Origin of the sequence: Nitrosomonas sp., assembly GCF_040240425.1 — a bacterium.
Taxonomy (GTDB): Bacteria; Pseudomonadota; Gammaproteobacteria; order Burkholderiales; family Nitrosomonadaceae; genus Nitrosomonas.
Genome location: NZ_QPHG01000014.1, coordinates 46,401 through 68,997 on the forward strand (window position 1 = coordinate 46,401; position 22,597 = coordinate 68,997).

The window sequence follows — 22,597 nt, forward strand, 5'->3', positions numbered from 1 at the left end:
GCATTTTCCAACTATCGGCAGGGAATAGAATTTGCCTTACCAAGACTGCTACTTTTCAGCAAAAACAAACCCTCAAGCCATTATGAAACAAGATGTCATCGTCATCGGCGCGGGAATCATAGGGCTTGCAACGGCAGAACGCCTTTTAGTTCAAGGCGCCAAAGTTACGATTCTTGAGCGCAACAAAGCCGGTCAAGAATCATCCTGGGCAGGTGGCGGTATTTTGTCGCCACTTTTTCCTTGGAGCTATTCCGATGCGGTTACAAGTCTTACCAGCTACAGTGCGTTGCAGTTTCCAGATTGGGTTTCCGTATTGCGTGAAACTTCTGGAATTGACCCGGAGTACGAAATATCCGGTATGTTGATTTTGCCGCCCTATGATGAAGAAATTGCACGACGGTGGTGTTCCATAAGAGGAATCAAACTAGAGCAGCGTACGGCTTGTGATATTCATTCAACCCATACCGTTACCACTGATCAGATAAAGAAAGCTCAGAATTGTGCTTTATTCCTGCCGGATGTTGCTCAAGTCCGTAACCCAAGACTTTTACGTGCGTTGCGAAGCCGAGTTGAACTATTGGGTGGGAATATCATTGAGAACTGCGCGGTCAATCATCTAAAAATAACAGACCAGCACATACAATCCGTTGCTACATTGTGTGGAGAATTTACAGCAGATAACTATATTATGTGCGCAGGTGCTTGGAGTAAAGAAATCTTGGGAACTCATGCACTCAAATTGGATATCAAACCGGTAAAGGGGCAAATGCTACTATTTAAATTTGATACGCCTCCTATACCAGCCATTATCGTGCAGAATGACTTGTATCTTATCCCTCGCCGCGATGGTCATTTGCTCATTGGCAGCACCTTGGAGGATGTTGGATTTGACAAGCAAACGACAATAGCCGCGCGCGATTCCCTGCTTGAGCAGGCTCAGGCCATTCTGCCGTCACTTGAGAAAATGCCCATCAAGCAACACTGGTCAGGATTACGTCCGGCTTCGTTAGAGAATATTCCCATCATTGGAAGACATCCGGTCATTCGCAATCTTCTGATTAATAGCGGCCACTTCCGCTATGGTGTCACGATGGCCCCTGCCAGTGCGGAAATCCTTGCAAATCAATTGACAGGCTCAGCACAACCACTTGATACCACGCCATACCAAAGCGGATGGGGTATTAATTAACGTTACTAAGCCTTCGGCAATGGAAACACCACCGATTCCACCACGCCACTCAATTCTTCGATCGTCACATCTTCACCGATTTGTTCGGCTCCGATTTGCTTAAGCCGAGAAATCACTTGTTGTACCAAAATCTCCGGCGCAGAAGCTCCGGCCGTAATACCGATAATTTTCTTCCCGACAAACCAGGCTTCTTGTAATTGCTCGGCACGATCCACCATATACGACTCTACATTGGCATTCCGCGCGACTTCACATAACCGGTTAGAATTTGAACTATTGGGAGAACCGACCACGATGACCAGATCGCATTGATTTACCATTTTCTTAACGGCATCCTGACGGTTCTGGGTGGCATAGCAAATATCGTCTTTTTTAGGCCCGGTGATCATTGGAAATCGTTTTTTTAAGGCATCCACAATGCGTGCAGCATCATCGACCGACAGTGTCGTCTGCGTTACATACGCCAAATTCGTTTCGTCCTTAACCTTTAAAGTATCAACATCCGCTTCGGTTTCTACCAGATACATCCCTTTATCGTCGCCGTCAATCTGCCCCATCGTACCTTCAACTTCCGGATGCCCTTGATGGCCGATCATGATAATTTCCTTGCCCTCTTTGCGCATTTTGGCTACTTCCACATGCACTTTGGTGACCAGCGGGCAAGTTGCGTCAAATACCTTCAGTTTCCGATCCGCCGCTTCTCGCCGTACCGCGTGCGATACCCCGTGCGCACTGAAAATCAGAATGCTGTCTTGCGGCACTTCATCCAGATTTTCAACAAATACGGCACCTTTCTTCTCGAGGTTTTCGACCACGAAACGATTGTGAACGACTTCATGCCGCACATAAATGGGTGCTCCGTGCATCGTTAATGCGCGCTCCACAATTTCTATCGCTCGGTCAACACCGGCACAAAAACCCCTCGGGTTTGAAAGTAGTACTTTGATCATCTATTTATCCTCCAACAATGGATAGCTTGCCTATACTCATTCTCTGATAAAAACATCAGGCATTAAAATTTGGCACTATTATTTTTTACGCTGCTTGATTGCTAACCATCAATCAGCAACCATAGGGCACCTGTACGATACTTTGTGCTTTTGTGCCGCCCAAAAACACGATTTCCCTCGAAAATCCTGACCATCCTGTCAACACAAAGCAGACTACTGACTTCCTCAGCGGACAACACTTTGTTTATTACCAATCAGGTAGATTTCTGTCAGCGTTTGTTCGACACCTGCTTCAGTATGAATACGTGTCGATATTCCCAGGAATTTGGCCAGGTGTGCCATCAACTGTTTATATTCCGCGCTATCAGGCCGGGTATTGGGAACAAGGATTAGAATCATAAAATAATTTCAATAAGATAACGCCAGCTCCCGGTCCACCATAAAACCAGCCCACGATTCTAACCGAAAAAACCGCCTCTTACCACGATTCCGGCAAATGTTCGTACCGTCATACCTTTCACAATGCCGTTTGCAGTACAGCATGATGCACCGCTGATTTGCTATTTTAATTTTATCGAATTATACCTGAGACAATTTGTCGCATAGCCATACAGAGTAATTTAAGCTAATGTTATAAGTTTCCTAGGCAATTAAAGCTGCACCATCCTAAATGTTCAGTGATCTCAGTCAATCGCCCCTCAGTAAAAATTTGCAACGTTTGTTTCTGCTACGAAACATCGCCATTGCCGCACAGTGCCTAACCTTTGCTTTAGTGTATTGGACCATCGATATCGTCATTCCCTGGACGCAAATGATCGCCGTGGTCACATTGCTCGCCTTGCTAAATCTACTGACATGGATCCGCTTGCATCGCAATTGGCCGGTATCTCATCTGGAATTTTTTTTACAACTGCTGATCGATGTTATGGCACTCAGCACATTGCTGTATTTCAGCGGCGGCTCAACAAATCCGTTTATCTCATTCTTTTTGTTACCCATGACGATAGCCGCCGCCACACTGCCGTGGCGTTACACCTGGACCATGGCGATCATTACAATCGCCTGCTATACCTTGTTGCTGTTCAATTACGTACCGTTACCGCACGATCACAACAAGCATCTGATTGAATTTGCGTTGCATGTATCGGGGATGTGGCTAGCTTTTGTGTTAAGTACCGTTATCATTGCATGGTTCGTCGTAAAAATGAGTTCCTCCATTCGCGAACGGGATCAGGATCTCGCCAAGGCTCGAGAGCATGCATTGCGCAATGAGCAAATCATCGCGCTAGGCACATTGGCCGCCGGCGCCGCGCATGAACTCGGCACGCCACTCTCGACCATGGCCGTCGTAGCGGGAGAGTTACAGCAGGAATACACGCAGGACGCTGAATTCCAGAATAACATCCATATTCTTCGCGATCAGATCGCGCACTGCAAACAAACTTTAACGCAGTTATTGGCGAAAGCAGGCCAAGCCAGAGCCGAACATGGCAGCGAATTACCCGTTGACGTCTTTCTTAATCAGATTCTCGATAAATGGAAGCTGATACGCCCCTCGGTTAAGTTCACTTATCAAAGCACAGGTGATCTGCCAGCTCCCAAGATCATGGACAATCAATTATTAAGCCAATCGCTGCTCAATCTGCTGAACAACGCGGCGGATGCATCGTCCGAATGCATTGAAATTAAAAGTCATTGGGACAGTAACCTGGAGCTTAAACTGGAAATTAACGATGACGGCAAAGGTTTATCTGCGGAAGTAATGCAACGTGCCGGCGAAGCTTTCTTTTCCACCAAGGCACCGGGGCAAGGCTTTGGCATTGGCTTGTTCCTCGCTAATGCCAATATTGAACGATTTGGCGGCAGTGTCCGCTTGTTTAATCTCGAAGGCGGCGGAGCCTGCACACAGGTTGTTTTACCGCTAATAGGATGAATAGCATGATTGAACCCTCATTGACGGATAATAGCGAATATCCGAGTTTACTGATCGTCGACGACGATGAAGTTTTTTGCGATGTATTGTCCAAAGCGCTCACAAAACGAGGCTTTAGCATCACCTGCGCGCACACGATCGATGACGCGTTGAATCTGGCTGAAACGTCCACACCGGAATATGCAATTGTCGATCTGAAATTATCCAGTGAATCGGGCTTGGTCTTAGTTGAAAAATTGAGAAACCTGGATCCGGGCACCCGCATCGTCATGTTGACGGGATATGCCAGCATCGCCACTGCGGTAGAAGCGATTAAGCTCGGCGCCACGCATTATCTCGCCAAGCCGGTCGATGCAAACGAAATCATGGCGGCTTTTGAACGCACGGTCGGGGAGGCAAATATTCCGATCAGCGCGCATCCTTTATCCGTAGGCCGGTTGGAATGGGAATACATTCAACGCATCCTGACTGAGAACGACAACAATATCTCAGTCACCGCCAGAATTTTAAACATGCATCGCCGTACATTGCAGCGCAAGCTCGCCAAACGGCCACTGCGTGAATAACAAAAAAACCTTATAGAAACCCTGCAATTATCCGGATATCTTGACCGATCATGCGTACATCCTGAATCTTAAGCTTTCTTTTTTGTTCAAGATTGGTCAGTTCAGGTAATGCAATCATACCTTGCGCATCGCTACCGATTAAGTGCGGAGCAAAATAAATAATTAACTCATCCACTAATCCAGCTTCAACCAGAGCGCCATTGAGCCCGCTGCCGGCTTCCACCAGCACTTCATTAATTCCGGACTCAGCCAGCACCGTCATCATTTTTTGCAGATCAACCGCGCCTTTAGCGTCCGGTAAAACAATAACTCGTGCATTCATGTGACTCAGTACAGCTTTTTTTTCCAGATTCTCTACATGGGCGGTAAAAATGAATGTTTCTTCCCGGTCTTGCAGCAGGCGGGCCTCCAAAGGTATCGCCAAATGGCTGTCGACTACAACTTTCCAGGGCTGACGGTCTGTTTTGATATGCCGGACGGACAACTGCGGATCATCGTATTTGACGGTGCCAATGCCCGTCATGATAGCGCACGAACGAGCCCGCCACCGATGCCCATCGCGTCGCGCCGCTTCACCGGTGATCCACTGACTGACACCATTATTCAATGCAGTCTTACCATCCAAGCTAGCCGCCGTTTTTAGACGTACCCAAGGCTTCTTTTGCGTCATGCGAGAAACAAAACCGGCATTCAATGCATGCGCCTCGGCTTGCAGCAATCCCATCTGCACGATAACTCCAGCCTGCTGCAATAAAGCCTGTCCACGCCCGGATACCAATGGATTGGGGTCTTCCATCGCCATAACAACCCGTGTGATGCCTGCTGCAATCAAGGCATCGGCACAAGGCGGCGTTCGGCCGTGATGACTGCAAGGCTCCAACGTCACATAGGCGGTCGCACCACGCGCCGCAGCACCCGCAGCAGTCAAAGCATTAATTTCCGCATGCGGCTGCCCGGCTTTTTCATGCCAGCCGCTGCCCGCAATCCGCCCATCGCGCACAACCACACAACCGACACGCGGATTGGGCGTGGTGCTATACAACCCCCGCTCGGCTAAGCGCAAGGCATGCGACATGAAAGCATAATCTGCGGCAGAAAACATCGGCACTGTTATTGCTGTGGAGTAATGGGCTGTGCTGGCAATAGAACGTCCAGAGCCATTCTATTGATTCAGGATACTTTCTTGGTTGGTGACGGCTGATGCGGTTTTTGTACTTCCTTGATTGCATCACGAAAGTCATCCACATCTTGGAAGCTTTTATAAACCGATGCAAAGCGGATATAGGCAACCTCATCGAGTTTATACAGCTCTTCCATCACACTTTCGCCAATGCTGCGCGAGGAAACTTCGCGTTCCCCCATCGCTAAAAACTTCTGCACAATGCGATCAATCGCAGCGTCTACATAACTGGTAGGAACCGGGCGTTTATGCAGCGCCCGCTTAAAACCCGTAAGCAATTTGTTTCGGTCAAATTCCGTCCGGCTGCCATCGTGCTTGACCACTTGCGGCAAACGGAGCTCGACAGTCTCGTATGTGGTGAAACGCTTATCGCAGGCAGGGCAGCGGCGGCGGCGGCGAATCTTGTGACCATCCTCGCTGACCCTGGAATCAATGACGTTGGTGTCATCGGCATTACAAAAAGGACATTTCATACGCAGTTAAACCAGCAATAACAACCTGAACAGAGGATTATTCACTTCCGTCCAGGTTGATGAGGCTTATCCATAAACCGGAAATTTTGCGCACAATTTTTTTGCTTCAGTAGCCACTCGCGACAAAACCACTGCATCTTCCGGAGCCGCTAATACATCGGCGATCAGATTGGCCAATTGTTCCGCTTCCAGTTCTTTAAAACCTCTAGTGGTTATCGCCGGTGAACCGACACGAATACCGCTGGTCACGAAAGGTTTCTGCGGATCGTTAGGGATAGCGTTTTTATTAACGGTGATATGCGCATGTTCCAACGATGCTTCCGCCTGTTTTCCGGTCAGATTCATCGCCCGCAGATCAACTAAAAACATATGACAATCAGTCTGCCCGGACACAATGCGCAAACCGCGATTGGTCAGCACTTTCGCCATGACTCGCGCATTCTCGATCACCTGTTCTTGATAATCCTTGAATTCCTTGCTGGCCGCTTCCTTAAATGCCACTGCTTTGGCAGCAATCACATGCATCAAGGGGCCGCCTTGAGTTTGCGGAAAAATAGCGGAATTCAGTGCTTTCTCATGTTCCGGCTTAGCCATGATAATGCCGCCACGCGGGCCGCGCAGGGTTTTATGCGTGGTACTCGTCACGAAATCCGCGATGCCAACGGGATTAGGATAAAAACCGGCAGCAACCAGTCCGGCATAATGCGCCATATCAACGAACAAGTAGGCGCCTGCGGCATCAGCAATTTTGCGAAAACGCTCCCAATCAATGACTCGAGCGTATGAAGAAGCACCCGCAACGATCATTTTCGGTTTATGCTCATGAGCCAGCCGTTCAACCTCGTCATAATCCAGTAGCTCGGTATCCGGATGCAAACCATATGAAATCGAATTAAAAATCTTTCCACTCATGCTCACGCTGGAACCGTGTGTTAAATGACCTCCATGCGCGAGCGACATGCCCAGCAGGGTATCGCCAGGCTTCAGCACGGATAGATAAACCGCTGCATTGGCTTGAGATCCTGAGTGCGGTTGCACATTGACATATTCGGCGCCGAACAGCGCTTTTAAGCGATCAATCGCTAATTGCTCCACCTGGTCCGCATACATACAGCCGCCATAATAGCGTTTTGCAGGATAACCTTCGGCATATTTATTCGTTAAAACAGAGCCTTGGGCCTGCATAACTGCGGGACTTGCATAATTTTCAGAAGCAATTAATTCGATATATTCTTCTTGACGCTGTATCTCCCCTTGAATCGCTTGCCATAATTCCGGGTCGACATTTTCTATTGTGTGTTTCTGCGAAAACATGGTGATACCAATCCTTTGAAATTTTTTGGAACCGAGAAAATTTGTATATTACCACTACCTGTCGAAACGCTGATAGCTGATCTCATGGCAGCGGCACAAAAAAGAAAGGAAATTCTTTATGCAAAGTTTAATCTATCTTAATTACCGATAGTGCGCATCTATGATTTTAGATCATTCTTTGGCTTTTCCTGGAAATTGCTTTTAACTCTCAGAAACTTGCCTTGCAACCAGATTTTCTCAGCAATTTCTATCAAAACCCTTGCTTCGATATGCAACATTAGCGCGCCTTCCAGCCAATACACGCCAATCATCACTGATAAATCTACACAAACGCCGTCTGAATTAGCGGTAATAAGGATGGAACAAAAATAAAAGCGCGTAACAGTATTTCATTTATTCTCCGTAAAATATCAATATCACGCTTTTATTTAGTTGCAACGGAACTCAAATAGATTCAAATAATTGCGGCTTCTTCCTCAAATAGCAGCACCACCTTATCGTTGCCATCGATGTCAACCGTCACTTTACCACCGCTGACTAAACGCCCAAACAACAACTCGTCGGCTAACGCGCTGCGAATGGTGTCTTGTATCAGCCGTTCCATCGGACGAGCTCCCATGAGCGGATCGAAGCCATGTTTTGCAAGATGATTCCGCAATTTATCCGTAAATGTGGCCTCCACTTTCTTCTCATGCAATTGAGTTTCAAGCTGAATCAAGAATTTATCGGTTACCTGCAGAATAATTTCCTGATTTAGCGGCGCAAACGAAATAATGGCATCAAGCCGATTGCGGAATTCAGGTGTAAAAAGCTTCTTAATATCGACCAATTCATCACCCGCAGACTTCGATTGCGTAAATCCGATCGAGGATTTAGTCAAAGACTCGGCGCCTGCATTGGTAGTCATAATGATAATGACGTTGCGAAAATCAGCTTTGCGGCCATTGTTGTCCGTCAACGTCCCATAATCCATGACTTGCAATAAAATATTGAAAACATCCGTATGCGCTTTTTCGATCTCATCAAATAATAGAACCGAATAGGGGTGTTTAATCATCGCCTCAGTCAACAAACCGCCTTGATCATATCCGACATACCCGGGCGGTGCGCCGATCAAGCGCGACACTGCATGACGTTCCATGTATTCAGACATGTCAAAGCGATGCAAATGAATGCCTAATGCATAGGCCAGTTGCCTAGCGACTTCTGTTTTTCCCACCCCAGTTGGACCCGAAAAAAGGAAAGAGCCTACCGGTTTCCGTGGATTACCAAGTCCGCTTCTGGCCATCTTGATCGCGGATGTTAATGCATTGATTGCATTATCCTGCCCAAAAACAACCGCTTTCATATCACGCCCCAGTGTTCTCAACTTATTGCGATCATTGGTCGAGATATTCTGCGGCGGAATTCGTGCAATTTTCGCAACTACACTTTCAATTTCACTTTTGCCGATAACTTTACGTTTCTTCGATTTCGGTAATAATCGTTGCGCAGCCCCCGCTTCATCGAGCACGTCGATGGCCTTGTCCGGCAAATGCCTATCGTTGATATAGCGTTCCGATAGTTCGGCTGCAGAAACTAATGCACCCGCAGTATATTTAACCTTGTGGTGCTGCTCATAGCGTGATTTCAGCCCGCGTAAAATAGCCACTGTCTCATCAACACTGGGTTCATTTACTTCTATTTGCTGGAAACGTCTTGATAATGCATGGTCCTTCTCGAAGATACCTCGATACTCATTGAAAGTGGTTGCGCCAATACATCGTAATTGCCCCGAACTTAAAACCGGTTTCAGCAGGTTCGATGCATCCAGAACTCCACCGGATGCAGCACCCGCACCAATGAGTGTATGAATTTCATCAATGAATAGAATTGCACTTGGATTATCAGTGAGTTGTTTTAGCAATGTTTTTAAGCGCTGCTCAAAATCACCGCGATATTTGGTGCCGGCCAACAATGCTCCCATATCCAGTGCATAAATCTGATGCTTTAGCAGAAGATCAGGCACATCTTCTTCGACAATACGTTTTGCCAAGCCTTCTGCAATTGCCGTTTTTCCGACACCCGCTTCACCAACCAGCAATGGGTTATTCTTACGGCGCCTGCATAACGTTTGAATAACACGCTCGATTTCCTTTTCACGCCCAATTAATGGATCAACTTTATTGATTAGCGCCAAGTGATTGAGATTCACTGTATAACTTTCGAGCAATCCACCGGCATTCGACTCGTGCTCTGTCTCTCCTTCACTCCCGGTTTTAGCATCATTCTCTTGCGGTACTTTGCGGATATTATGAGAAATGTAATTGACCACATCCAAACGTGTCACACCTCTTTGATGCAAGAAATAAACCGCGTGTGAATCTTTTTCGCCGAATATTGACACCAGTACATTAGCACCGGTCACTTCTTTTTTTCCCGATGACTGAACATGCAATATGGCGCGTTGTATCACCCGCTGAAAACCCAAGGTCGGTTGCGTGTCAACTTCTTCACTGCCTTTAATGACCGGAGTATGCCGTGAAATATGATCCAGCAATACCAACCGCAACTCTTCAATGTCGACTAGACAAGCATTCAATACTTCAGCGGCGCTTGCGTTATCCAGCATTGCCAACAACAAATGCTCCACCGTAATGAATTCATAGCGTTTTTGCCTGGACTCCACAAACGCCATGTGCAAACTGACTTCCAAATCTGGCGCGATCATTTCAGTTTTCCTCCATTACACATCTCAGTGGATGCTGATTCTTCCTGGCAAATTCAACCACTTGCTTAACCTTTGTACTTGCGATATCACTCGGGTAAATGCCACACACTCCAACTCCCTCCGTATGCACCTTTAACATTATTCGCGTCGCTTGCTCTTGATTCATAGAAAAAAATAGCTTCAACACCTCAATCACAAACTCCATCGGTGTAAAATCATCATTCAATAATAGTATCTTATACAGTGGGGGCGGTTCATGCTTTACCTTATCCTCTGCAAGTTTAACGGCTTCTGTGTTGCTTTCCGTCATCACGCTTTCCCTATCTGACTCCAATTATAAATATAATTAGCATAAAAATACTTCCTTCCAGTAATGACATATTTGACGATTACGACAAAATTTTCAAGTCTCTTAAGATAATTACCAAATCCGCAAACATAAATATCCCGTAACCTCTTGACTTTAACCCTTGATTTGCGTAAAACAGCAAATGGCGTTTGACTTCAAGTTTTCAGCGGTACTGGTTTTATCCGTCAATGGTCTTGAAATTCAAATAGTATTAGGGTTTCCGGCCCAGTTTTTATATAGGAAGTAGAAATGGCAACAGGTACAGTAAAATGGTTCAACGATTCCAAAGGTTTTGGTTTTATTACTCCAGATGATGGCAGTGAAGATTTATTCGCGCACTTCTCAGCAATCAACATGTCCGGATTTAAAACCCTTAAAGAAGGCCAGAAAGTGAGTTTTGATGTCACTCAAGGACCTAAAGGAAAACAAGCCTCTAACATCCAATCCGCTTAACTTTTATAAAATACTGGTTTAGGACTTATTGACAATAATAAAGTTTTAGCCTGATAGTAAAATGCCTCTTCCTGTTACAGGAAGAGGCATTTTTTTACCTTCCTTTTCAAATCCTATCTTTATTAAGCTAGATATTTAATCATCGCATTCCCAAAAGCAGAGCACGAAACCTGCTGAGCGCCCGGCATTAATCGCGCAAAGTCATATGTAACGATCTTATGCTGAATAGTTGCTTCCATCGCTCTGATAATCATATCGGCCGCTTCCACCCAGCCCATATGACGCAGCATCATCTCCGCAGATAATATAATCGAACCAGGATTTACCTGATCTTTCCCGGCATATTTAGGGGCAGTGCCATGCGTTGCTTCAAAGATCGCAACTGAATCACTCAAATTAGCTCCCGGTGCAATACCAATCCCACCAACCTGCGCAGCCAATGCATCAGAAATATAATCACCGTTCAGATTTAAAGTAGCCACCACATCATATTCTTCCGGGCGCAATAAGATTTGCTGCAAAAAAGCATCCGCGATCACATCTTTAATGATAATTCCGCCCTTTTCCTGCGGTAATTTCATCCATGGACCGCCATCCAGCAACTCTGCTCCGAATTCATTGGCTGCCACTGCATAACTCCATTTCTTAAATGCGCCTTCAGTAAACTTCATGATATTGCCTTTATGCACCAGCGTTACCGATTTGCGCTGATTGTCAATGGCATACTGAATGGCTTTGCGCACAAAACGCTCGGTACCTTCTCTTGAGACGGGTTTGATACCGATACCAGAGGTTTGAGGAAAACGTATACTCGTCACCCCCATATCTTTGACTAAGAAATCAATTACTTTCTTAGCAGACTCAGATTCCGCTTCCCATTCAATGCCGGCATAAATATCCTCGGAATTTTCCCGGAAAATGACCATATCCGTTTTTTCCGGACTTTTCACAGGACTGGGTACGCCGCTAAAATAGCGTACAGGCCGCAAACAGATATACAAATCGAGCTGCTGACGCAACGCAACATTAATCGAACGGATACCCCCGCCCACCGGAGTTGTAAGCGGACCTTTAATCGATACCACAAACTCTTTTGCAGCCTGTAAGGTTTCATCCGGTAACCACACATCCGCCCCATACACTTTCGTAGCTTTCTCACCTGCAAAGATTTCCACCCATGAAATCTTGCGTTTCCCGCCATAGGCCTTTTCAACTGCCGAATCAACAACCTTTTTCATTACTGGAGTAATATCAATACCAATCCCATCACCTTCAATAAAAGGAACGATTGGATTATCAGGCACTGTCAACAAACCATCGGTACTAATCCGAATTTTTTCTCCATCACTGGGTATCTTTACATGCTGATACATAGCATCTCCAAGTATTCAAATACAATTTATAATGAGCCAATTATCGGGGGTTTTTATGCAAAACTATATGGCTGCCCTTTCCCAACCGCACCGCAAGAAAAATTCTCACTCTTACACTGGAATGGACTTAAACTCGTTGAGCATTATACGTTATAAAGAGGATGCCTTTCCATGACAGACAATATCAGCAATAACCTTTATTAATGCTGACTATTCAAATCAGCATTCAAACTCAATTCAGCAAAATCAACAAATTAAAAAAATCACCTCGTGTGATTTATTCACTATAATGAATTTAAATCTTCTCATACCCGATCTATTCTGGCCTGATGCATTGCAGCAAAACATTTATGATGAATTATCGATGCGTCACTTGGAAACACTGTTATCAAAAAGCATCTCCTCGACAAATCCAATTCACACAATGGAAGCTTGGCTGTGCCAACAGTTTAATATCGCACGACAACAAAATAACTGGCCTATTGCACCAATCATGTTACACACCGACGCTCCTGATCTAGCAAAAGCCAGTAAAGATTTCTGGATGCGTGCCGATCCTGTTCACCTTCGCATTGAACAAAATCATATCATGCTCGCTGATAGTCAAGCTTTCCAAATCACCGAAGAAGAAGCCAATGAATTGATACAAGATATCAATCACAATTTCAGTCCCGATGGGTTCACTTTTTTGTCATTACAACCGGACCGGTGGTACATCCGCTTACCTGCAATAGCAGACATGCAAACGCATATGCTTAGCCTGGTCACTTGTAAAAACATCAATAATTTTTTGCCATCCGGTGCCGACAGCATCCTATGGCATAAAATTTTCAATGAAATTCAAATGCTGTTGCATGAACACTCGGTCAATCAAACGCGTGAATCGCGTGGTGAATTAACCATAAATAGCATCTGGCTATGGGGTGGCGGCAGCATGCCGCAATTTGCCCGATCACCTTATACGCATATGTGGAGTAACGATGATTTTCCTCGCGCATTAGCACTCGCCCATGGTACAAGCCATTCAAAGTTACCGGCCGATGCCGATGAATGGCTCATGACGCAACCAAACGGTGATCATCTTGTAGTATTGGATTCATTGCGAGGGAAAGCCCAATACAGGAATGCTTATGGCTGGCGTGAAACACTTAAGGATATGGAGCAAAGCTGGTTCTCTCCTTTAAATGCAGCATTAAAGGCAGGAAAAATCGATCAATTGACCATCACGACGCTAAATGAGACTTCATCGCGAAACTTTTCGTTGACAAGCTCCGACCTATGGAAATTTTGGCGCATAATCAAACCGCTTTCCATCCACAGTAAAAAACACTAGCCGGATTATGAACAAACATTCTTGCGATATCTTTACAGCCAATCTCTTTACCAAGAATTTCAGCTAACAGGAATAAGGAATTACCGTGCAAAAAACTTCTTTATTTAATATTGTTAAGCCTTATTTGGCCATCAGCACTGCATTCGCGCTGGCAGTCACTCTAGCAGCTGGTCCATACTTGATCGCCGAAATCGCGCCGCACTGGCAAACTGCATTATGGTTTTCATTAATCTTCATAATATTGATTACAATCATTCAGATAGCACGCACAGAGAAAAATACCCGGAATCTTTCCGATCAACTTATTGTAAGCAAGGAAAGGTTAGGTAATGAGATCAAGCACCGGTTGTGGGCGGAAAAAACCGCTTCCGAGAATAAAGTAAAATCGCAGTTTATCGATGAAAACATTCCAGTCATGCTGGCTTATTTTAATAGCGATATGCGTTGCCGTTACCATAACCGCATTTTCCGCCGCTGGTTTGGACTAAAACCCGATCAGATTGATGGTCGGTATCTGAAGGAATTTTCGAATGAAGAATTTTTCTCCGATATTCAAAATCGTATTGAAGAAATCTTAACCGGGAAAACCATACATAACGAACGTGTTCTTAAATCCACCAAGGGTTTTCCTTACATTTTCACGGAGCAGTACCTCCCGCATCTTGATAATAAAGGCAAAACAATTGGCTTCTATACATTGCACACACCTCGGGCACAAGAAAAAACCCGTGTTTTACCCAAAAATACCAAAGAAGAAAACGCAGCAAAAGCGGAACCCAAGAAATCCGATTCAGTACCTATTAAGAACGAAGCAAGCTTTCAGTCAAGCACACAGACATCTAAACAGCAAGGCATAACCGCGGCGCGTATCGCTCAGGCCATTGACGGCGGGGAATTTAATTTATATTGCCAAAAAATAATTCCCATCAAACCCTCAGTTTCTTTGTCTTCCCATTACGAAATTCTGATCCGTATGCACGAAGAAGAGAATAATCTTATGCCCCCGGGCTCGTTCCTACCGCTTGTCGATCAATTCAAGATGATGCCCAAGCTGGATCGGTGGATCATTAATCATATTATCCATTGGCTGTCGGATCACCCTAATGCCAATTCAGTATTTTATTTGAATGTAGCCAAAGATTCCTTGAGCGATCAGGCCTTCCCCGGTTTCATTCAAGATTTATTAAAGAGAACAGGAGTTCCTGCTGCCAGCCTTTGTTTTGAAGTTGAAATTTCCGATGCGGAAACGCTTACTAATGACACTTGCACGTTTATCAATAAAATTCGTGAGTTAGGGTGCCTAGTGTCACTATGCAGCTTCAATGAAACCCCGGAATCATTCAGCCTGCTCGATAAGATCAAAACCGATTATCTGAAAATTGATGGAAGCATTGTTTGCAACATACTGCGCGATGAGGATGACTTAGCAAAAATAATAAGCATTAACCAATTTGCCACTAAGGCCGGCACTCAAACAATCGCTGAGCTCGTTGAAACGGATGACATCACAGCAAAGCTGCGGGAAATTGGCGTGGACTATGCACAAGGATTTGGTATTGCTAAGCCGCATCCATTCAATGATCTTGAGTCAGTTGCTTAGCGCTTTTTAAGTATTGATAAAAACAAAAGGCGCAATTAACCATAATTGCGCCTTTTGTTTTTAGATTCTAAAATCCGTTACATCATAGAGCTTTGACCATACTCTCCACAACTTTCTTGGCATCACCAAAAATCATCATGGTTTTATCCATATAGAACAGGTCATTATCAAGTCCAGCGTAACCGACCGCCATACTGCGCTTAACCACCATAACGGTGCGCGCTTTATGCGCATCCAATATCGGCATGCCATAAATCGGGCTGCCGGAAACATAAGCCGCAGGATTCACCACGTCATTCGCGCCCAATACCAAAACCACATCGGTATTCGAGAAATCACTGTTGATTTCTTCCATTTCCTGTACTTGTTCGTAAGGAATCTCAGCTTCCGCCAGCAACACGTTCATATGACCTGGCATACGTCCGGCTACCGGATGTATGGCAAAGCGCACATTGACGCCTTTTTCATGCAATTTTTCGGCCAGTTCTTTCACCGCATGCTGCGCTCTGGCAACGGCTAAACCGTAACCCGGCACGATAATCACGCTATCGGCATTCCCCATCAGGAAAGCTGCGTCGTCGGCACTACCGCTACGGTGGGTTTTTTGCTCGCCGCTATCCACTGCCGCAGTACCGCCATCGCTGCCAAACCCGCCCAGAATAACGGACAAGAATGGACGATTCATCGCTTTACACATGATATACGAGAGAATCGCACCCGAACTACCCACTAACGATCCGGCAATGATCAGCATTGGATTACCCAACGAGAAGCCGATACCTGCCGCAGCCCAGCCTGAGTAGGAATTCAGCATGGAAATCACCACCGGCATATCCGCGCCACCGATTGGGATGATAATCAAGAATCCCAGCACAAACGCGATTGCGGTCATGGCAATAAATGCGGTCCAATTGGTCGTTTCACTGAAGAAGAACCATAAACCGCAACCAACCATCGCGAGCGCCAACAGCAAATTGACCGCATGCTGACCGCTAAATACGATCGGCGTGCCACTCATGCGCCCCGACAGTTTTAAGAATGCAATGACGGAGCCTGACCATGTCATGGCGCCGATAAACGTGCCCAAAAATAGTTCCAGCTTACTACCCGCAGGCAATACCGCGGGCAAACCGAACGAAACCGGATTATTGACTGCTGCAATCGCGATAAAAACTGCCGCCAAACCAACCAGCGAATGCATAAATGCAACCAGCTCAGGCATTGCAGTCATTTGCACGCGTTGCGCCACGATTGCACCGATTAGACCGCCCACGGCGATACAACCTAAAATCAAAATCCAGTTTTGCGTCAGCGTCAGTGTTGTGGCAACAGCAATGGCCATGCCAATCATGCCAAAAAGATTGCCGCGGCGCGCAGACTCGGGCGAGCTCAGCCCCTTTAACGCCAGTATGAAGAATACCGAAGCTACTAAATATGCAAGTGCAACCAGATTTGCTGACATTTAGGCGTTTCCTTTTTTATCTTTTTTCTTGAACATTTCCAGCATGCGCTGACTTACCAGAAACCCGCCGAATACATTAATCGCAGCCAACGTAACCGCTGCGGCGCCCAGCCAGACACCCCAGTCGGTTTCCGCAGGACCGGCCGCCAGCATGGCACCAACCAAGATAATACCGGAAACGGCGTTGGTTACCGACATGAGCGGGGTATGCAGTGCGGGTGTGACGTTCCACACCACATGGTAGCCGACAAAAATAGCCAGCACAAAGACCGTTAAATTGACAATCACCGGATCGACTTCACCAATCATGATTACTCCTTTAAATTATGACGTAGCGGCGATCTCTCCGCCGCCGCACAGTAATGTTCCCGCAATGATCTCATCCGTACGATCTATTTTTAATTCACCGCTTGCCGGATCAAGCATCAGATTCAGAAAATTCATCAGGTTGCGCGCATACAGAGTGCTGGCATCCGCTGCCACCAAACCGGGCAGATTCGCAATACCAATCAGATGCACGCCATGTTTGACTACAGTTCGATTTAATTCCGATAACGGGCAATTACCGCCAGCTTCCACCGCCATATCGACGATCACCGAACCCGGTTTCATCGCCTGAACGGTTTCTTCCTTGATCAGAACAGGCGCTGGTCGTCCTGGAATTAGCGCGGTGGTGATAATAATATCTGCCGCGATCGCACGTTCATGCACTAATTCACCCTGGCGCCGTTTGTAATCATCCGACATCTCGGTTGCATAACCGCCTGCTGTCTCGGCCTTGGCTTTTTCTTCATCGCTGAGCGGCACTTCCACAAACTTGGCGCCCAAACTTTCCACTTGTTCTTTCACCGCCGGACGCACATCAAAAGCTTCAACCACAGCCCCTAATCTTTTCGCCGTAGCAATCGCTTGCAAACCAGCAACACCCGCACCCAAAATCAATACCCGCGCTGCTTTGACAGTACCCGCCGCGGTCATCAACATGGGAAAGAATTTTTGATACACATTGGCCGCCATGATCACCGCTTTATAGCCTGCGATGTTTGCTTGCGATGACAAAACATCCATATTCTGGGCGCGCGAAATACGCGGCAATTTTTCCATCGCAAATGCAGTCAACCCATGCTGCGTCAGCGCATCGACACTTTCCTTATGATGCGGCGTCAATAACCCCAGCAATACCGCATCCTTGCGCATCATAGCCAGCTCGGCGGATTCCGGGCCACGCACTTTGAGTACAATTTGCGCTTGCGCATACAACTCAGCCGCGTCAGCGACAATCGTCGCACCGGCCTCTTGATAGGCCGAATCCGGTATACTGGCTCCAGCCCCAGCGCCTGATTGTACTGAAACCTTATGAACACCCTTGGCAGTATATTTTTTCACGGTCTCCGGTGTAGCTGCTACACGCGTTTCTCCGCCGCGAATTTCTGCTGGTATGCCTATATGCATTGATAATCTCCCTTTTCTTGCCAACCTGCTTGCAAATAAAAACTAAAATTGTGCTTAATTTTTTAATGAATTGCGGATTATAAATCAATTTGCGCGCAATGCCATTAATTGGATCAGGAAAAACTTGATATGACTGGATTCTTTGATGACTCACCCAGTTTATTGTAGTGATAATGACAACACATGAAGCGTACAGAGCAGCGGATGAAACCGGCTGCTCCGACACTCACCTCAATGCATTTTTCTTAAGCTGCTAGCAAAACATGCGATTTTTACCGCGCAGTCACTCATCCATTTTGCTAAATTCGTTTTCCAATTGTTGCGTAATCCGCTCCAGCAGGGGTGGGATCTTCGTTAGTAACGATTCCGCACCGGACCAGTCATTACTGACACCCGCTGCCTCTAGGGCTTCGCATAAATCGGCAAAACTCGCAGCACCGATTGTTCTGGCCGAAGATTTCAATTTATGTCCTAAGCGGCCAAGCGCAAGCAAATCTTTTTCAGCTTGCGCGGCTTTCATTTCCACTAACGTACATTGGCCACTTCGATAAATTTGAGGCCGAATTTACGTACCAACGCTGGGTTGTTATGAAACATCTGACTCATCACTGAAATATCAACCGGCAACGGCGACTCCGGATCCGGCCCTGCTTCGACTTGTTTTATCACTTCCCGTCATACTCCAGTTTTTAAACAACGATCAATCCAGCGGCTGGTCAGTTTCTCTTGCACCGTATTCTGACGCAAGCGCGTTGCAAGCCCAGGGAAATCGACCTGATCCAATGGCTGATCCTGATTGAAGCAGGAGAATACATACGTAATTTTTCCGGTCTCAGGATCTTCATGCGGTTGTAGGCACTGCGCGCAGATTTCCTTCATCATGCACTGCATCGGCGAGTTGATCGAACCGATCGCAAAATGATCTGCTTTCAAGTAAGGCTTCAACTGATGATGACGCGCAACCCCGACCGCCGCCATCATACGATCCGAGCCGATCGCAATAATATGATCCGCATCGGACAAGGCCACCGGTTGCTCACCCAGTTCACCACTGGCATAAGCCACCATGGCCTGGACAATATTCCCAACATAACTTTTATCTTGCGGGCGCGTCGCCGTAAAACCCGGCGCTTCATCGCAGCACCATACCACGATGTCAGCTGCAGCCTCAATTTCCGCCACTTTGTAGCGGTCGACCAGCTTTTTGTAGCCGGCGAAATACAGCACTTTCGATCCGGCTGCACGTGCCGCCGCGCCAATGGAAAACAGCACCGCATTGCCTAAACCGCCACCCACCAACACCACGGTTTCATTGGATGGAATTTCTGTCGGTGTTCCCGTTGGCCCCATCAGCACAACCGGCTCACCCGGTTTCAACATCATGCACAGATCGGAAGATCCGCCCATTTCCAGAACAATGAGCGAAACCAGTCCGCGTTCAATGTCCACCGAAGCTCCCGTCAATGCAAGACCTTCCATCGCCAGCCGGGTATTTTCGGCCTGTGTCGCCAGCGTGGCAAAATTCTGGAAGCGGTAGAACTGACCCGGCTGAAAATGCTCTGCCGCCATCGGCGCATGAACAACCACTTCGATAATATTCGGCGCAAGCCTCTCCACTTTGTGAACTATTGCCCGCAACCGGTTGTTCAAGTTTGCGAAGAATTGCCCGGCGGGTTGATCCAGCGACGGTTTGATCCTCTCCAGTACTCGGCTTACCACCGGATAACCTTGTTTGGCGCTGGACATCGCTTTCACAACGTTGCCCGAATAAGAAGGGTGCAAATCGCCGAAGAAACTGATGAAACGGCCATCTTGCGCATCCTTGTAGCGGCTCAGCAATACCGATGGATAATCCGGTTTGGGATTGGCATACGTCGGCTTGATGGGGTTACCTTCTTCATCGCAAGCATTGAAGTAGCGGCCATCGAGTTGATAAATTTTTTCATCTTCACGTGCCAGTACCGTATTGGGTTGGGTGCCCGCAGCAACGAGCAAAGCGCGCGCCGGTAACTCAACCTTGCCGCTATCCTGCCATTGCCCTGTCTCATCACGTTTCTGTACAGCAAACTGCACCGACTGAGTATGCCCCCAAGCATCAATATTGACCCGCGTTGGCGTCATTCCCTCGGCAAACCAGATTCCTTCTTCCAGCGCTTTCTCCACTTCTTCATGGTTCAGCGTGTAAGAGGGGCTGTCGATCAATCGCTTGCGGTAGGCGATGGTTGCGCCACCCCAGGATTGCAGCAGAGGGATGATACGCGGCGTGCGTTTTTCCTGTTCAGCCGCCGCGCGTTCGGCGCGAATGGCGCGGGCATGCGCGAGAAATTCATCGGCAATTTGCTGTTCTTCCTCATCCCATACTGCACGGATTGCCGCTTCCCCCTGCACCGCCGTTAGAATTTCATAGCGCTGCAAGAATTTTTCCACCTGTACCGGATAATATGCCAGTGCTTCCGTTGCGGTATCGATTGCGGTCAAACCGCCGCCAATCACCACCACCGGCAAGCGTAACTGCATATTGGCAATAGAATCGCTCTGCGCAGCTCCTGTCAGTTGCAGCCCCATCAGAAAATCCGATGCCGCCCGTACACCGCGCGCCAATCCATTCGGCAAGTCCAGCACAGTCGGACGCCCGGCACCCGCAGCCAAGGCTACATGGTCGAACCCCATGGCAAAAGCATCATCGGTCGTCAATGTGCCGCCAAAACGTACACCGCCGAACAATGCGAATTCTTCCCGGCGCTCCAGTAACAAGCGGATCAGTTTCAGAAAGTTTTTATTCCAGCGCACGGTAATGCCGTATTCCGCCACCCCGCCAAAACCGCCCGGCATACGTTGATCCAGATTTTCTTCCAGCGTACTGGCAAGGCGGATCGCTTGAAATGGCACACGTTCACCCTTCTGGTTAACACCTGAGATGTTTCCCGGCAGAGGTTCGATCTTAAGCCCGTCAATACCGACGACGGTGTGCCCTTCATTCATTAAATGATGCGCCAGCGTGTAACCAGCGGGCCCCATGCCCACCACCAGAACCTTGCGTCCGGATGCCGGTTTCGGTACCGGACGGTGCAGGTTCAAAGGATTCCAGCGCGTCAGCAGACTATAAATCTCAAATCCCCACGGCAGCGCCAATACGTCCTTCAACGTACGGGTCTCGGCTTGCGGAATATCAACCGGCTCTTGCTTCTGATAGATGCAGGATTTCATGCAATCGTTGCAGATACGGTGGCCAGTTCCGGCACACATCGGATTATCCAGCGTAATCATGGCCAAACTGCCCACGGCGACACCCTGCGATTTGAGTTTATGAAACTCCGAAATACGCTCTTCCAGCGGACAACCCGCCAGCAATGCGCCCAGTTCGCTACGTTTGAATGCGGATGGCTCATCCGGAGACTTGGATTTTTGTATCAACCCCTTGGAGCACGAGTCCTTGCCTTGTTCATGGCACCAGATGCAGTAATTGGTCTCATCAAGCGCGCCCATCAGATCGGTGCCGTCATCGGTCAATGCAAAACCGTTGCGTTCACGCAAATGCCCGAGCCGGTGCATCGTATAACCGGCCGAGTCGTCCGTTTGCAGCGACAACAGATGCTGAAAATCCAGTTTTGCAGGAGATTTGAACAAAATACCCTGATGCGTATGCTGCTGGCCCGCCGGTGTGCGTAGCGCCCAAGCGGCATAGTGCAACGCCTTGTTCAAGCGCGCCTCGTTTTCTGCTTCCGCGTCCATCCACTGCGTTACTTTGGTCGCAAAAGCCAGCTCTGAGAAAGCCTCACCGAATTCCACCGCCAACTCTTTTTCCAGTGCCAAGCCATCAATGCCTGCCAACTCTTCATCACTCACTTTACCTTTGGCGCGGCGCTGAACAAATTGCCGCTTACAAAAATACAGCGGCGCCAATTCATGATGCCGCGCCGCCAATTGTTGCACTTCGGTCTCAATGTTGAACAACCGGGCAATGAAATCTTCCAGCCAAGGCGCAATCTCGATCAATAAGGCGGACTCATCTTTAGGCAGCAAATCATCGGGATGTGCGCGCGCAATCTCTAATTGTTTATACAGGGCTTCATCGCCGGTGCGAAGAAAATCCAGAAATACTTGATCCAGCTTTACCAAGCCGCTACGCCGGTAGAAATCGGCAATAGTAAAACCAAAACTAAAATTTGAAGTATCAGCAATTGTTTCTGTTTGAGTGTGCAACGTTGCATCCATTTTTGTCATATTCTTAATCAATTAGTCTCTTATTGCTTAATTTTA

At 47.3% G+C, this 22,597-nt stretch carries 20 protein-coding genes; 6 read left to right on the forward strand and 14 right to left on the reverse strand.

The window, feature by feature from the left end:
• Positions 1–82: 82 nt before the first annotated feature.
• Positions 83–1,189, forward strand: coding sequence for a glycine oxidase ThiO (gene thiO, locus DU481_RS07210; protein ID WP_502889924.1), 1,107 nt, complete (start codon positions 83–85; stop codon positions 1,187–1,189).
• A 5-nt stretch (positions 1,190–1,194) separates the two neighbouring features.
• Here the strand turns inward: thiO and ispH are convergent, their stop codons facing one another.
• Both ispH and DU481_RS07220 read right to left on the reverse strand, forming a co-directional pair.
• Positions 1,195–2,139: a 4-hydroxy-3-methylbut-2-enyl diphosphate reductase gene (gene ispH, locus DU481_RS07215; RefSeq protein ID WP_090314884.1), complete on the reverse strand. Its 945-nt coding sequence runs from the start codon at positions 2,137–2,139 to the stop codon at positions 1,195–1,197.
• Between the two features lie 225 nt (positions 2,140–2,364).
• Positions 2,365–2,538, reverse strand: coding sequence for a hypothetical protein (locus tag DU481_RS07220; protein ID WP_350133534.1), 174 nt, complete (start codon positions 2,536–2,538; stop codon positions 2,365–2,367).
• Positions 2,539–2,809: 271 nt separating this feature from the next.
• Here DU481_RS07220 and DU481_RS07225 point away from each other — a divergent pair, with 271 nt between their 5' ends.
• On the forward strand, positions 2,810–4,072 hold the full coding sequence (locus DU481_RS07225) for an ATP-binding protein (RefSeq protein WP_350133535.1): 1,263 nt from the start codon (positions 2,810–2,812) through the stop codon (positions 4,070–4,072).
• Positions 4,073–4,077: 5 nt separating this feature from the next.
• A complete protein-coding gene (locus tag DU481_RS07230; protein WP_121168238.1) occupies positions 4,078–4,638 on the forward strand; it encodes a response regulator transcription factor in 561 nt (186 codons plus the stop codon).
• A 10-nt stretch (positions 4,639–4,648) separates the two neighbouring features.
• Here the strand turns inward: DU481_RS07230 and ribD are convergent, their stop codons facing one another.
• From ribD to clpS, 5 genes are all read right to left on the reverse strand, one after another.
• Entirely contained in the window at positions 4,649–5,740 is a 1,092-nt protein-coding gene (ribD, locus tag DU481_RS07235) for a bifunctional diaminohydroxyphosphoribosylaminopyrimidine deaminase/5-amino-6-(5-phosphoribosylamino)uracil reductase RibD (RefSeq protein ID WP_350133536.1), read from the reverse strand.
• A 68-nt stretch (positions 5,741–5,808) separates the two neighbouring features.
• On the reverse strand, positions 5,809–6,291 hold the full coding sequence (gene nrdR, locus DU481_RS07240; RefSeq protein WP_292667020.1) for a transcriptional regulator NrdR: 483 nt from the start codon (positions 6,289–6,291) through the stop codon (positions 5,809–5,811).
• Between the two features lie 66 nt (positions 6,292–6,357).
• Positions 6,358–7,605 (reverse strand): serine hydroxymethyltransferase, encoded by a 1,248-nt coding sequence (glyA, locus tag DU481_RS07245; RefSeq protein ID WP_350133537.1) that lies wholly within the window; start codon positions 7,603–7,605, stop codon positions 6,358–6,360.
• A gap of 454 nt (positions 7,606–8,059) precedes the next feature.
• Complete coding sequence (gene clpA, locus DU481_RS07250) at positions 8,060–10,315, reverse strand: ATP-dependent Clp protease ATP-binding subunit ClpA (RefSeq protein ID WP_350133538.1); 2,256 nt, start codon at positions 10,313–10,315, stop codon at positions 8,060–8,062.
• A 1-nt stretch (position 10,316) separates the two neighbouring features.
• Entirely contained in the window at positions 10,317–10,625 is a 309-nt protein-coding gene (gene clpS, locus DU481_RS07255; protein ID WP_090314870.1) for an ATP-dependent Clp protease adapter ClpS, read from the reverse strand.
• 288 nt (positions 10,626–10,913) lie between these two features.
• Between clpS and DU481_RS07260 the strand changes: the two genes are divergently transcribed.
• A complete protein-coding gene (locus DU481_RS07260) occupies positions 10,914–11,117 on the forward strand; it encodes a cold-shock protein (RefSeq protein ID WP_013964362.1) in 204 nt (67 codons plus the stop codon).
• A 122-nt stretch (positions 11,118–11,239) separates the two neighbouring features.
• On the opposite strand, the gene icd is transcribed toward DU481_RS07260, so the two are convergent.
• The gene (gene icd / locus DU481_RS07265; protein WP_350133539.1) at positions 11,240–12,490 is read right to left on the reverse strand and encodes an NADP-dependent isocitrate dehydrogenase; all 1,251 of its coding nucleotides are present in this window, start codon (positions 12,488–12,490) and stop codon (positions 11,240–11,242) included.
• Positions 12,491–12,983: 493 nt separating this feature from the next.
• On the opposite strand from icd, the gene DU481_RS07270 reads away from it, so the two are divergent.
• Together DU481_RS07270 and DU481_RS07275 are read left to right on the forward strand one after the other, a co-directional pair.
• A complete protein-coding gene (locus DU481_RS07270) occupies positions 12,984–13,823 on the forward strand; it encodes a phosphoglycerate mutase (RefSeq protein WP_350133540.1) in 840 nt (279 codons plus the stop codon).
• 85 nt (positions 13,824–13,908) lie between these two features.
• A complete protein-coding gene (locus DU481_RS07275) occupies positions 13,909–15,423 on the forward strand; it encodes an EAL domain-containing protein (protein WP_350133541.1) in 1,515 nt (504 codons plus the stop codon).
• Between the two features lie 82 nt (positions 15,424–15,505).
• On the opposite strand, the gene DU481_RS07280 is transcribed toward DU481_RS07275, so the two are convergent.
• The 6 genes from DU481_RS07280 to DU481_RS07305 form a co-directional block, all read right to left on the reverse strand.
• On the reverse strand, positions 15,506–16,885 hold the full coding sequence (locus tag DU481_RS07280; protein WP_350133542.1) for an NAD(P)(+) transhydrogenase (Re/Si-specific) subunit beta: 1,380 nt from the start codon (positions 16,883–16,885) through the stop codon (positions 15,506–15,508).
• Positions 16,886–17,194, reverse strand: a complete 309-nt coding sequence (locus DU481_RS07285; protein WP_090314859.1) for an NAD(P) transhydrogenase subunit alpha part 2 — start codon at positions 17,192–17,194, stop codon at positions 16,886–16,888.
• Positions 17,195–17,209: 15 nt separating this feature from the next.
• A complete protein-coding gene (locus tag DU481_RS07290; protein ID WP_350133543.1) occupies positions 17,210–18,337 on the reverse strand; it encodes a Re/Si-specific NAD(P)(+) transhydrogenase subunit alpha in 1,128 nt (375 codons plus the stop codon).
• A 283-nt stretch (positions 18,338–18,620) separates the two neighbouring features.
• A complete protein-coding gene (locus tag DU481_RS07295; protein WP_350133544.1) occupies positions 18,621–18,857 on the reverse strand; it encodes an Hpt domain-containing protein in 237 nt (78 codons plus the stop codon).
• A gap of 5 nt (positions 18,858–18,862) precedes the next feature.
• Positions 18,863–19,006, reverse strand: coding sequence for a hypothetical protein (locus DU481_RS07300; protein ID WP_350133545.1), 144 nt, complete (start codon positions 19,004–19,006; stop codon positions 18,863–18,865).
• A gap of 6 nt (positions 19,007–19,012) precedes the next feature.
• Complete coding sequence (locus tag DU481_RS07305) at positions 19,013–22,552, reverse strand: FAD-dependent oxidoreductase (protein WP_350133555.1); 3,540 nt, start codon at positions 22,550–22,552, stop codon at positions 19,013–19,015.
• Between the last annotated feature and the right edge of the window lie 45 nt (positions 22,553–22,597).